This window comes from Streptomyces sp. NPDC058274, assembly GCF_042881375.1.
Classification (GTDB): Bacteria; Actinomycetota; Actinomycetes; order Streptomycetales; family Streptomycetaceae; genus Streptomyces.
In genome coordinates this window covers 155,430-167,279 of sequence record NZ_JBHVXW010000013.1, presented here as the reverse complement: position 1 = coordinate 167,279, position 11,850 = coordinate 155,430, and the positions used below count along the sequence as shown (strand labels likewise).

Sequence of the window (11,850 nt, the reverse complement as noted above, 5' to 3'; positions counted from 1 at the left end):
AGCGGGTTACGTGCGGCGGGGCGTCACCACGGCGGCTGGTAGCCGGTGGTGATCCGGTCTCCGGTGTGGCGCCACTTGGGCTCCTTGTCCACGGTCCGTGCCGTGATGGACCTGAGCTTGCGGACCACGGCGCCGTAGGCACCGCTGGCGGCGCTCGACACCTTTCCGCCGGGCGGCTCGTCCATGAACGGCATGAACTTGTCGGGGAAGCCGGGCATGGTGCAGGCGATGCAGATGCCGCCGACGTTCGGGCAGCCGCCGATGCCGTTCATCCAGCCGCGCTTGGGCACGTTGCACTTGACGACGGGACCCCAGCAGCCCAGCTTGACCAGGCACTTCGGAGAGTCGTACGTCATCGCGAACTGGCCCTGCTCGTAGTACCCGGCCCGGTCGCAGCCCTCGTGCACGGTGGCGCCGAAGAGCCAGGTCGGACGGAGCTTGTCGTCCAGCGGGATCATCGGGGCGGAGCCGGCCGCCTGGTAGAGCAGATACGTGAGCGTCTCGGAGAAGTTGTCCGGCTGGATGGGACAGCCCGGGACGCACACGATGGGGATGCCGGCGTGCGACTTCCAGTCCCAGCCCAGATAGTCGGGCACACCCATCGCGCCGGTCGGGTTGCCGGCCATGGCATGGATTCCGCCGTACGTGGCACAGGTGCCGATGGCGACGACGGCCAGCGCCTTGGGGGCGAGCCGGTCGATCCATTCGCTGGTCGTGATCGGCTGGCCGGTCTCCGGGTTGTCGCCGAAGCCGCTCCAGTAGCCCTCCGGCTTGATCGCCTCGTTGGGGATGGACCCCTCGACGACCAGCACGAACGGATCGATCTCGCCCCGCTCCCCCTTGAAGAACCACTCGATGAACGTGTCCGCGCCACCGACCGGACCGCACTCGAAGTCGATGAGCGGCCAGTGCACGGCGATCTTCGGCAGGCCCGGCAGCACACCGAGCACGATCTCCTCGATGCTCGGCTGCATGGCGGCCGTCAGGGCGACCGAGTCACCGTCACAGCTCAGCCCTGCGTTGATCCAGAGGATGTGGATCGTGGGTGTCTCTTCGGCGGGCGCATCTCCGGCGTCCGCGGCGCCGACCGTGTCCGGCGTTGACGCAGTCATGGGACCGCCTCCTAGGGAGGAGTGGGGACGAAGCATGGCATTTCGACCATCACTTTTCTTGGTACCAGCCATCCGGCCCCGGTGGGACGCCATCGAGGGCCGTTCCAGTGACGCGCGCGGCAGAGGGGACCGAGCCGTGGAGCGCAACCGGAGTCGCCGCCGCGTCCGGGGCGAGGTGCGACGGTGTGCCCGCAGGGCTTTCCTTGCGGACGAACGCACGGCGCAGTGCGTGGTACGGAGCGTCCGGATCGCGGAACGTCCGGCTCATCCGGGCCAGCTCCTGCGCCCGGAATGCGGCCGGCGGGGCGATGCCCGCCTGCCGGTCCGCTTCCGCCTTCTTCGCGGCGATCCGCGCCCCTGTTCCCGTCAGTGACGCCAGCCGGCCGGCCCTCCGGCCGACCTCCGCCACGAACTCCCCAGGACCGCACTCGATCACCTCGTCGACGAGGCCAAGACGCCTGGCGCTCGACGAGCTCACCGGCAGCGCCTCGCGCGTGAGCCGCTCGGCGACCTCCGGACCCACCCGGCGCGGCAGGGTGTACGTCCAGTACTCGGAGCCGTACAGGCCCATCAGCCGGTAGTGCGGGTTCAGCACGGCGCCCGCGCGGCACCACACCTCGTCGGCCGCCAGGGCGAGCATGACCCCGCCCGCGGCCGCGTTGCCCGGCACGGCCGAGACCACCAGCCGGTCCGTGGTCGTCAGAACCGCCTCGACCAGGTCGTCGATGGCGTTGATGTTCGCCCAGGACTCCGCGCCGGGATCCTCCGCGGCCTCGATCACATTGAGGTGGATCCCGTTGGAGAAGAAGTCGCGTTCAGCGCCCAGCACCAGCACGGATGTGGGGCGCGAGCACGCTTCCCGGTAGGCGTCCAGCAGACGCCGGCACTGCGCGGTGCTCATCGCGCCGCCGGGGAAGGAGAACGACAGGAAGCCCACGTTCCCGTTCTCCCGGTAGCGGATGTCCGTCCAGATGCGGTGCCGGGGGCCGGGGTACAGGGGCACGGTGTGCTCGGGCAAGGGCGGCAGCCGGTCTCCCAGGGCCTGCACCGCGGGCAGTTTGAAGGTGGGCGGCTGCCCGGGCACTCGCCGGGGCCTCAGCTCGGGGATCCACACGGCGCCGTCCGACGTCGCCCGGCAGATCGCGCCGGCCCGGGTGGCAAGCAGCTCCCCCGGGCGGCCGCGCAGCTCGTCCTCGGGGTGGCCACCGTGGAGATACCACTCGCCTCCGAGGAGCGCGTCCAGCACACCGGGCTGCGAGTCCGCGGCCCGCAGCTTGCGTACGACGGTGTCCGTGGAGTCCGCGGTCCAGTCGATCCGCCGGACGCTCTGGTCGAGATACGGCCGGGTGCGCGGCGGGACGCCGTCCATGCCCTCCGCATGCTGTTCGACGGGCACATAGGTGCCGCTCGCGAAGCGCTCCACGGCGAGCAGGACGGCCGCGAGGGCGGCGTCACCGACTTCGTTGCGGTACAGGTCGCTCTTGCCCACCGGTGGAACCCGGCACGGGACGGACGCCCACACGTCACCGGCGTCCATCTCCTCGGCGGCCTGCAGGACGGTCACTCCCCACTGGCCGACGCCTTCGTGGATCGCCCAGTCGAGGGAGGAAGGACCGCGGTCGCCGACCGGACCCGGATGGACGATGAGGCAGGTGTGCGCCGACCAGACCTCCCGGGGGATCGCCGTCTTCAGCATCGGCGCAAGGATCAGCTGCGGGGCGTGTCGCCGGACGGCGTCCTGCAACGACCCGCCGGGCAGGGCGAGTTCCACGGCGACGGCGTGACCGCGGTCCCGCAACGCGGTGTGGACCCGCTGGGTGAGGCTGTTGAACGCGCTGGCCACGAGCAGGATGTGCACCGCTGCCTCCGGACGGACGAGGGGCCGGAGCGGGCAGAAGTGCCCCGGGCCGACTGCGATCGTCGGATACGCCGGACCGGTCGGCCCGGGCGACAGGCTGTGAGGTCATCCGAAAGCAGGCGCCGATCCGCCGTCCGGCCGTGCACTCACGCCTGAGCAGGGGCGATGCGCTGCGTCGTCGGCCGGCGCCCGTTGGATCGCCACTGGCCCGGCGCGCTGGAGCCCGGTTCCGCGGGGTGCGATGACCTCGTGCCGCACATGCCAGGCAGACGAGAAATCCTGTCCCGGCCCGCTGCCCGCCGGTATGCGGGGCACACGCACCCGTACGGGTACCGAATCCGACAGCGCCGGAAGCGGACGCGATCCGCGTACGAGGGCCTCGGGAGGATGGCCGGGGCGTGACCCCGGTTCGCCGGGGAGCCGCCGTACGAGGAGACGGCCGGAGCGGACCGCCCGAGGACCGGATGGAGGAGGTGCGATGTCCACGCAGACCGACCGCCTGACCATCACCGAGCTGACCAGTTGCGACGAATGCGCGGTCCTGCGGGTCAGCGGCGAACTGGACCACAGCTGCGAGGCGCTCTTCCTGGCCACGCTCGGTGCCAGCGTGGACGCCGGTCATCGGCATCTGGTGCTGGACGTGACGGCCCTTGTCTTCTGCGATTCCCGGGGACTCAACGCCCTCCTCGCCGTCCGGTGGCTGCTGGAGCGGCGGGACGGACAGCTCGTGCTGGCCGGAACGGGGCGGCGTCTGACGGATCTGCTGGTGCAGACGGGAAGCACGCAGTTGCTGCCCACCCGCCCGACGGTCGGCCAGGCGCTGCTCGCCCTGCCTGCGGAGCACCGCCCGGCCTGGCCTCCGCCTCCGCTCCACGGCGGGGAGCAGCCCGCCGGTGCGCCTTCTCCGCCGGTTCCGCCGGTTCCGCCGGTTCCGCCAGTTCCGCACCAGCAGCATCCGCGGGACGGCGGGGAGGCGTGACGGCCGGGAGCTCCGAGCCCGAGCGGAAGTCGGCGGCTTCGGCACCGGCGGCTCATGCCTCGTATCGCCCGGTCTGGCCGCTGGGGCATACGGGCAGAATCGAACGCCGCCTCGATCGGTGAGTTGTGGGTTCTCGCGGGCCCGGAGCGTCCTGCGGGGGCATTAGCATCGGGTCCCTGCACCCCCGCTCCTTCTCCACGAAAGTGACCTCACCACGATGGCCGACGACGCCCTGCTCTTCGTACTCCCCGACCGTCACCCGCGCCTGGGCGCGCCCCTGGCCGCGGTCGGAGAGCTGGGGTGCACCGAGACACCCGCGGTGCACGGATGGCTCCAGGCGCACGGGATTCCCGCGTCCTCCGAGCGCGTCAGGATCGTCCCCGCCGGAGCCGAAATCCTCATTCCCGAGGACGCCGAGCGGCTGCCCGTCCCGCTCACCGAGGAGGAGACGGTACGGGTGGAGCAGGTGTGCGCGCCGCAGTCCGTGACGGACATGGAGAGCGAACTCATCAACTTCCGGGCCACCACCCAGGACTGGCAGTCCCTCATCCACCGCGCGCTCACCGCGGGGATTCCGGCACCGCGCATCGCGCAGCTCACCGGACTGGACCCGCAGGACGTCGTCCAGGCCGTAGGCGGCTGACGAGCAGCCGCTCCGCCGGCCACGGACGAACGCCGGATCCGAGTTCACCGTCGGTCGCGCGCCGCACCGGGCGCTCGGGCAAGGCGTCCGTCCGCCCGGCGCACTCAACTCTTTGCCGTTACTTTCCTTTTCCCTCTACAACCATTACGCCATTGGTGTGTTCACGAAATTAGCAGGGAAATAACGCAACTGTTCCGCCGCCCCGGCGCTCTTATGCGGTGACCAATGACTCGCGGAATGACCGCGAAAGCCGTTACGGGGAAGGTTCGTTCACAATGCACTCTCGCACCCGCACCACGCTGTTTGCCGCCACCGGTATCGCCGCCGCTCTCTCGCTGGCCGCGATCACCCCCGCCCTGGCCGGCACCACTTCCCACACCAGCGCCAAGAGCGCGACCGCCGCCGCCTCCGTGCAGGGCGACCCGCGCGCCGTCACGACCCGCGTCTCCGACTTCTACGGCTCCTACATCGACTCCGTCTGGGACCTCGAGGACCCGACGGCGGCCGCCAACGCCAAGGCGCTGCGCAAGTTCTACCTGAGCGCCGCCGAGCAGAAGAAGGTCGCCGCTTTCGAGGCGAAGGAGCACGCCGACGGCATCCTCTTCGCGCAGAACGTGCCCGTGAAGTGGAAGGTCGAGTACACCGGCTCCGGCGCGGGCCACGCCACCTCGCTGGTCACGCTGACGTGGGGCGACGGCAGCACCGCCGAGGTCTCCAAGATCAAGGTCCAGTCGGACCTGCAGACCCGCAAGATCACGGACCTCGCGCCGGTCAACTGACAAAGCGGCCATGGCCCGTCGCCGGGGATTCCCGGCGACGGGCCATTTCTGTGGGAACTCTGTGCCGGGCATCTTTGGACGTCTTGTGCGGGCATCGTCCTGTTTCTCCGCTGCACCGCGGAAGAGTGAACGCGGAATGCCGCGGGCAGCCGAACAGCGGAGTTCTGCTCGGCGCCATCGACCGGCTGGGCACGCCGGGTTGATTCGCGTCTCCTTGGGTATCTGTCGCCCGATCCCATCCCCCCACCGATGAGGTCCCCGAGCCGTTCAGACCCCCCACATCTGAGGATCCCTCATGAGAAGCAGCCTTCGCGCGCCACGCCCGCCACTCCGCCTCGCCGCGCTCACGGTCACCCTGGCGACCGGCGCGCTCATCCCCTCCCTCAACCCGACGACCTCAGCCGCCGATACGCCGACGCCCAGGAGCGTGAGCCCCGCTCGTGATGTCACAGGGCAGGCGAACGGCGCATGGACGGGGACCTGGTCCGTGTCCCCGCAGAGCGGTGGGTCCGGCTACAAGCAGCAGACGCTGCGGCAGACGGCCCGCACGAGCATCAGTGGCAGCGCCGTCCGCGTACGGCTGTCCAACGTCTTCGGCACCAAGCCTCTGGTCATCGGCAACGTCCATATCGCCAAGCGCACTTCGGGCTCCTCCGTGGACACCGCCACCGACCGTGTCGTCACGTTCGGCGGCCGGACGACGGTCACCGTCCCGGTCGGCGAGACCGCGGTCAGTGACTCGGCCGCCTTCGCGGTCGGCGCGCTCTCGGATGTCGCGGTGAGCATCTACCTGCCCGAGGACACCGGTCCTGCGACGTATCACCAGCAGGGCACCCAGACGAACTACGTGGTGTCGGGTGACGCCAGCGACGACGCCACCCTGCCCGGCGCGGCGACGACCGGCAGTTACGCCTTCCTCACCGGACTCGACGTCCAGAACCCGGCGGCGACAGGAGCCGTCGTCGCACTCGGCGCCTCGATCACCGACGGAGTGGCCTCCGCACAGGATTCCAACCGCCGTTGGACCAACGATCTCGCCAAGCGGCTCTCCGACAGCGGCCGCACCGTCGGTGTACTCAATCAGGGCATCAGCGGCAACCGGCTGCTTGCCGACGGAGCGGGGCAGAGCGCGCTCAAACGCTTCGATCGCGATGTCCTGGGGCAGGCCGGCGTCCGCTGGGTGATCTTCTCCGACGACCCGATCAACGATCTGGGCAACGCCAATCCGCCCTCGGCCGCGCAACTCATCGACGGGCTCAAGCAGTTGGTCTCCCGCTCGCACCAGGCCGGGATACGCATCCTCTGCTCCACCCTCACCCCCTACGAAGGCGCCAACTACTGGACGCAGAACGGCGAGAACGGCAGGCAGGCCGTCAACGCGTTCGTCCGGAGCGCCGGCAGCGGTTGTGACGGTGTGGTCGACCAGGACACCGCCACCCACGATCCGGCCCGCCCCACGCGCTATCTGCCCGCGTACGACGCAGGAGACCATCTGCACCCGAACGAGGCGGGCCTCCAAGCCATCGCGAACGCGGTGAACTTGGCCCTGCTGGACAACTAGGCCGTCCCCCGGTGTCCGTGCGGTGGCGCCCCGGGCGCTCGCCGCACGGACGCAGACGGGTCTGCATACGGGTCTACTGATGCAGGACAGCGCTGTTCAAGGGGTGGACGTAACCGCCCGCGCGAGGATGCGTGCCGTCTGCTGTCCTGCGCGGACAGCGTGTTCGGACTGGGTGCGACGGCAGCGGCCGAGTGCCAGGTCGAACTCGGTCATCACGACACCCGCGTGGTCGGTGTCCGGCTCGGTGAGCGTGACCGGCCGGCCCGCGTGTTCCAGCATTTCCTGCATGTGCCGCGAGTACACGCCGGAGAGGGTGACGTCCTGCGTCCCGTGCACCAGGTGCACGGGCGTCGCACCGGAGGCGGGCCCCTTCACATCGTCGAGCGGTGCTCTTCCTGTGCTGCGCGCCGGTACGTCGTAGCGTCCCGCGAGTCCGACGACCGCCGACGGGCTCCAGTCGTCGGCCGGCCGGGTTGCCAGAGCGAGCCCGACGGCAGCACCGGCTCCGGCGGACCAGCCGGCCACCACTGACCGGTCGACGTCTGCGTTGTAGTGCGCGGCCCGGCTCCGCAGGTGACGCAGGGACGCGAGGAGCTGGGACCGGCCGCGGTCCGGAACGGCGGGATTCCAGTTCGGGACGAAGACGACGAGTCCCTGGCGGGCCACCTCTTCGGCGAGCGGGGCCAGGACGTCCTTCTCGTCCGGAGTGCTGCCGTGCCAGAGCAGAGCGACGGGGGCTGGACCGTCGGTGCGCGGCTGGTAGACGTCCAGGAGCTGCGGGGTCGCCTCCGCCGGATCGGTGCAGGCAACGTCGCGCGTGACAGTGATGTCCATGTGGGGTGCGGGGAGCCTTCCGCTGGTCATGTGGTCCGGTGGGGGCAATTCGGCGTACCGAGGGCCAGCTCAAGGGGCCGATACCGATGGACTCGGAGAGCGATCTCGGTGTCCTCGACCCGCACTGGTCTGTCAGGCATCAAGAGTCAGGGGCAGGCGGCGGACCAACTCCCAGGTGTCGACGGCGAAGTCGAGGGTCATGCCGTGCCGCTCGTACAGTGCGAGCGCGCCGCTGCTGTTGTCGGTGTCCACGCCGAGGCCGATCCGGTCCCGGCCCAGCGCCGCGTAGTGCCCGAAGGCGTACCGAAGGAGGTGGCCGCCGAGGCCCTGACCGCGGGCTCGGCGCAGGACACCGAGGTTGCCGATCCAGGCCATCGAGGACCGGTCGTTGTGGCTTCGCAGCACCGCCACATTCCCCGTGCCCTCGACGTGCGCGATCCAGGTCAGCGACCAGTCGACGCGTTCGGCGTCGATGTCGTGCGACCACTGGTCGTAGGTCCGGGGCTGGAAGTCGAAGTGGTCGGCGAAGGATTCCTGGAGCAGTGCGTGGGCCCGTCGCCGGTCCGGCTCGGCCAGGCAGGGGCGCAGTGTCACTCCGGGAAGTTCCGTCGGCAACTGGTCGTCGGCGGTGGTCAGATGACGGGCCATCACCTGATAGCGGCGGACCGGGCGCCAGCCCCGGCCGCGCAGCTCGCCGAGGTCCAGGGTGGGGGTGATGTTGAGATGCATGTGCACCACCGCCTGTTCGGCACCGTTGGCCGCGGCTCGCTCCGCGGCCCTGGCCTCCATCAGGTCGAGCGTGTACGAGACGCCGTGCGGTTCGTCGGGCAGCGTGTACAGGTCCATGTCGATCCGCTCGCCACCGGAGTCGTCCCACACCAGGCCGTATCCGATCAGTCGGCCACCGGCGTCGAACAGAAGCCAGGAGTCGCGCTCCAGCTCCACCTCGGGATGCTTCAAGTCCCCTTGGACTTCGGAGAGTTCCGTGTCCGCGCGGCCGATCTCCAGCAGATCGACCGCGTTGAGCAGCGAGCACACCGCCGCCGCGTCGTCGAGCGTCGCCGGGCGTACGGTCAGCCCGGGCGGGGGCGACGGGGTGAAGGTGCTCATGGGTTCACTGTCGGTGGGCGAAGGCAGGCTTCGCAACGGAATTTCCTGGCGGAAGGGGAGGGACGAGGTCGCGCACCCGCACGGGCCTGCCTGGTCAACCCGCATGCCGTCGGCGCCGTGGAGGACGATGGGCTCCGGCGCGCCTCACCCCACGCGTTCGCACAGCTCCAGCACCAGGTCGGCGACCGTCTCGGGTTCACGCAGCGTCGGCAGGTGGTCGGACCCCGCCATCCTCACCAGACGGCAGCCGGCGATCCGGGCGGCCATCGCCTCGTTGCACCGGATCACCTCGGCCTGGTCCTGCTCGCCCAGCGCCAGCACGCACGGCACGGTCAGCTCGTCGAGACGGTCGAAGGCCGGGGCGTCCGGGACTTGACGGGCGTGATTGGTGAACCACGCCGGAATCGACCTGCGCAGCTGATCCACGGCCTCGGCGTCCTCGCCGACACCGGCCCTCCCCCACACACCCATGGCGAGAGCCACCAATCCGTCCATGTCGCCCGCCTTGGCCAGGGTCTCGACCTGAGCCATGAACTCCGGTGAGGAGAGGCCCTCGTAGCCGGTGACGCCCGGGCAGAACAGGGCGAGCCCCGCGACCCGCTCCGGGGCGTCGAGCGCGAGGCTCACCGCCGTGGCACCGCCCATGCTGGAGCCGGCCAGGACGACCCGGCTCAGACCGAAGTGGTCCAGCACCTCCACCAGGTCCTGGACGAGGGAGTACGTGGTGGTGGGCTGCGGGGACCGCCCGAAACCGCGCACGTCGTAGCGGACGACCCGGTGCCGCTCCACCAGCCGGGGCAACAGCGCGTCCCAGAGCCTGGAGTCACCGATCCCCGAGTGGAGGAGGACCAGCGGCAGCCCGTCCCCTCCGGAGTCGTCCGCCCACAGTTCGCCGCCCTGGACCGGCACCACGTTTTCCATGACACCAGCTTGCGCCAACCCTCCGCGGCTCACCAGGAGAAACTCGGCCGCCCACGGGCACCCTGCATTCGACCGCGGACAATGCGCCACGCCTCCTGGACCCGCGTCGTCACCGCCACGTACCAACCGGCCGCGCGCGGAGTGCACCGGCCGGTGCACTCCCCCACGCCAGTGCACTCATCGCGTCTCTCTCTTCAGACCGGGCAGGCGTCGCAGCTCGCTGATCCTCAGCAGACGCGCGAGGAGGAGATACGCGAGACCCAGTACGAGCGTTCCGGCGGTCAGCGCGACCGCCGTGGGCCAGGTGCCGGTGCCCAGGGCGCCGGCACAGGCGTGGGCGGTGGCCCAGCCCAGTGCCGCCGCCGGTCCGGCGGCGGTCACCAGTTTGGTGAAGGTGCGGCGTACGGTCCCGTCGTCGATACGGCCGCCGAGCCGTGCGCGCAGCAGCCGCACGGTGAGAGAGAGGCCCACCAGGTAGGAGAGGGTGTAGGCGCCTGCCATCCCGGTGACGGACCAGCGTGCGGGCAGCAGAAGATGGCAGCCGGTGGCCAACGCGATGTTCACCGCGGCGATGCAGGCGGCCATGAGGAACGGGGTGCGGGTGTCCTCGAAGGCGTAGAAACCGCGCAGGAGCAGGTACTGGGCGGAGAACGGGACGAGCCCGAGGCCGAACGCCTGCAGCATGTGCCCGAGCGGCTGGACCGACGCGGCATCGGCGGCGCCGTGGGCGAAGAGCAGGACGGCGATCCCCGGCCCCAGCGCGAGGAAGAGGAAGGCGGCGGGCACGATGACGACACCGCTGATCCGCAGCGCACGGGAGAGATCCGTTCGCAGGTCCCCGACACGGCCCTCGGCGGCTGCCTTGCTCATACGGGGCAGCAGCGCGGTCACCAGGGAGACGGTGACGATGGACTGGGGCAGCATCCAGATGGTCTGCGCGTAGGTGTAGGCGGTGTAGCCCGCACCGGCCCGCGGCAGCTTCGCATCGACGGCGTTGGCGTAGTTGGTGACCACGGTCAGGGCAACTTGGTTGGCGAGGACGAACAGCAGGGTCCACTTGGCCGCGTGGACGCTCGCGCCCAGGCCGGTGCCACGCCAGTCGAACCGCGGCCGGAACCGGAATCCTGCGGCCCGGGCGAAGGGGATCAGTGCCAGGGCCTGTACGGCGATGCCCGCAGTCGTCCCGATGCCCAGCAGCCGCACCTGCGCGGCCGTGATGTCCTCGACGCGCCCGGGGAGGGTCATCAGCGCCAGGTAGGCACCGAACATGCCGATCAGCACGGCGTTGTTGAGGACCGGGGTCCACATCATGGCGCCGAATCTCTCGCGGGCGTTGAGCACTTGGCCGAGGATGCTGAACATGCCGTAGAAGAAGATCTGCGGCAACAGGAAGCGGGCGAACACCACGGTCAGCTCGAACGCCTCGTGGTTGCCGGACGTGTCCCGCATGTACAGGCCCACGATCTGCGGAGCCGCCGCCACGGCCAGCGCCGTCCCCACTCCCAGCACGCACACCACGAGGGTCACCAGGCGCTGTTCGTATGCCCGTCCGCCGTCGGCCTGTGTGGCCCTGGCCCGCACCAGCTGCGGTACGAGCACGGCGTTGAGCGCCCCGCCTATCAGCAGCGTGTACAGGCTCGTCGGCACCGTGTTGGCCGTGTTGTACGTACTGGCCAGCAGGCCGGTGCCCAGGGCAGCCGCCTGCAGCACCTGACGGATCAGTCCCGTCGCCCGCGAAACCACCGTACCCATCGCCATCAGCAGGGACGACCGAGCCAGGCCGCCCCCGGCCGGCGCCGTCCGCCCGGCAGCGCGCCGCTCGCTCCCCCGCCGCCCGGATGTCCGGGTCCCCACCCTGTCTTTCGCCCCTTCGTGCATTCCGTCAACCTACGTCCTCAAGATCGCCGGAGCTCAATGGGCCGCACACGCACGGAACTTGGCGGCGGCAGTCGGACGCCATGGATACGGTGGGCTCCGGGCGTCACCGGACGGCACCTCCTCCGGGGGCGCCTCCCCCGAGCGGGTCCATCACGACTTCTGACGTGCGCGATTC

10 protein-coding genes are annotated in these 11,850 nt (G+C 70.3%); 4 read left to right on the top strand and 6 right to left on the bottom strand.

Annotation, left to right across the window (positions count from 1 at the left end; translation table 11 throughout):
- Positions 1 to 23: 23 nt before the first annotated feature.
- Positions 24 to 1,112 carry a hydrogenase expression protein HypE gene (locus ACFVYF_RS24640; protein WP_389458605.1) on the bottom strand — a complete coding sequence of 363 codons (1,089 nt, stop codon included), beginning with the start codon at positions 1,110 to 1,112 and terminating at the stop codon, positions 24 to 26.
- A 49-nt stretch (positions 1,113 to 1,161) separates the two neighbouring features.
- The gene (locus ACFVYF_RS24635) at positions 1,162 to 2,970 is read right to left on the bottom strand and encodes a hydrogenase maturation protein (RefSeq protein ID WP_389458603.1); all 1,809 of its coding nucleotides are present in this window, start codon (positions 2,968 to 2,970) and stop codon (positions 1,162 to 1,164) included.
- Between the two features lie 478 nt (positions 2,971 to 3,448).
- Here ACFVYF_RS24635 and ACFVYF_RS24630 point away from each other — a divergent pair, with 478 nt between their 5' ends.
- The 4 genes from ACFVYF_RS24630 to ACFVYF_RS24615 all read left to right on the top strand — a co-directional run bounded on the left by ACFVYF_RS24630 (position 3,449) and on the right by ACFVYF_RS24615 (position 6,932).
- A complete protein-coding gene (locus tag ACFVYF_RS24630; protein ID WP_389458601.1) occupies positions 3,449 to 3,949 on the top strand; it encodes an STAS domain-containing protein in 501 nt (166 codons plus the stop codon).
- Positions 3,950 to 4,166: 217 nt separating this feature from the next.
- A complete protein-coding gene (locus tag ACFVYF_RS24625; RefSeq protein WP_389458599.1) occupies positions 4,167 to 4,592 on the top strand; it encodes a DUF6003 family protein in 426 nt (141 codons plus the stop codon).
- A gap of 275 nt (positions 4,593 to 4,867) precedes the next feature.
- Positions 4,868 to 5,371: a hypothetical protein gene (locus ACFVYF_RS24620; protein WP_389458597.1), complete on the top strand. Its 504-nt coding sequence runs from the start codon at positions 4,868 to 4,870 to the stop codon at positions 5,369 to 5,371.
- A 295-nt stretch (positions 5,372 to 5,666) separates the two neighbouring features.
- Positions 5,667 to 6,932 (top strand): SGNH/GDSL hydrolase family protein, encoded by a 1,266-nt coding sequence (locus ACFVYF_RS24615; RefSeq protein WP_389458595.1) that lies wholly within the window; start codon positions 5,667 to 5,669, stop codon positions 6,930 to 6,932.
- 96 nt (positions 6,933 to 7,028) lie between these two features.
- Here ACFVYF_RS24615 and ACFVYF_RS24610 read toward each other — a convergent pair whose 3' ends face one another.
- From ACFVYF_RS24610 to murJ, 4 genes are all read right to left on the bottom strand, one after another.
- The gene (locus ACFVYF_RS24610) at positions 7,029 to 7,766 is read right to left on the bottom strand and encodes an alpha/beta hydrolase (protein ID WP_389458593.1); all 738 of its coding nucleotides are present in this window, start codon (positions 7,764 to 7,766) and stop codon (positions 7,029 to 7,031) included.
- A 132-nt stretch (positions 7,767 to 7,898) separates the two neighbouring features.
- Positions 7,899 to 8,876, bottom strand: a complete 978-nt coding sequence (locus ACFVYF_RS24605) for a GNAT family N-acetyltransferase (protein ID WP_389458591.1) — start codon at positions 8,874 to 8,876, stop codon at positions 7,899 to 7,901.
- A 144-nt stretch (positions 8,877 to 9,020) separates the two neighbouring features.
- Complete coding sequence (locus ACFVYF_RS24600) at positions 9,021 to 9,797, bottom strand: alpha/beta fold hydrolase (protein ID WP_389458589.1); 777 nt, start codon at positions 9,795 to 9,797, stop codon at positions 9,021 to 9,023.
- A 177-nt stretch (positions 9,798 to 9,974) separates the two neighbouring features.
- Positions 9,975 to 11,675, bottom strand: coding sequence for a murein biosynthesis integral membrane protein MurJ (murJ, locus tag ACFVYF_RS24595; protein WP_389458587.1), 1,701 nt, complete (start codon positions 11,673 to 11,675; stop codon positions 9,975 to 9,977).
- Between the last annotated feature and the right edge of the window lie 175 nt (positions 11,676 to 11,850).

Coding starts and splice junctions, on each gene's coding strand:
- ACFVYF_RS24640 (WP_389458605.1), bottom strand. CDS start 1,112: ATGACTGCGTCAACGCCGGACACGGTCGGCGCCGCGGACGCCGGAGAT.
- ACFVYF_RS24630 (WP_389458601.1), top strand. CDS start 3,449: ATGTCCACGCAGACCGACCGCCTGACCATCACCGAGCTGACCAGTTGC.
- ACFVYF_RS24625 (WP_389458599.1), top strand. CDS start 4,167: ATGGCCGACGACGCCCTGCTCTTCGTACTCCCCGACCGTCACCCGCGC.
- ACFVYF_RS24620 (WP_389458597.1), top strand. CDS start 4,868: ATGCACTCTCGCACCCGCACCACGCTGTTTGCCGCCACCGGTATCGCC.
- ACFVYF_RS24615 (WP_389458595.1), top strand. CDS start 5,667: ATGAGAAGCAGCCTTCGCGCGCCACGCCCGCCACTCCGCCTCGCCGCG.
- ACFVYF_RS24610 (WP_389458593.1), bottom strand. CDS start 7,766: ATGGACATCACTGTCACGCGCGACGTTGCCTGCACCGATCCGGCGGAG.
- ACFVYF_RS24605 (WP_389458591.1), bottom strand. CDS start 8,876: ATGAGCACCTTCACCCCGTCGCCCCCGCCCGGGCTGACCGTACGCCCG.
- ACFVYF_RS24600 (WP_389458589.1), bottom strand. CDS start 9,797: ATGGAAAACGTGGTGCCGGTCCAGGGCGGCGAACTGTGGGCGGACGAC.
- murJ (WP_389458587.1), bottom strand. CDS start 11,675: ATGCACGAAGGGGCGAAAGACAGGGTGGGGACCCGGACATCCGGGCGG.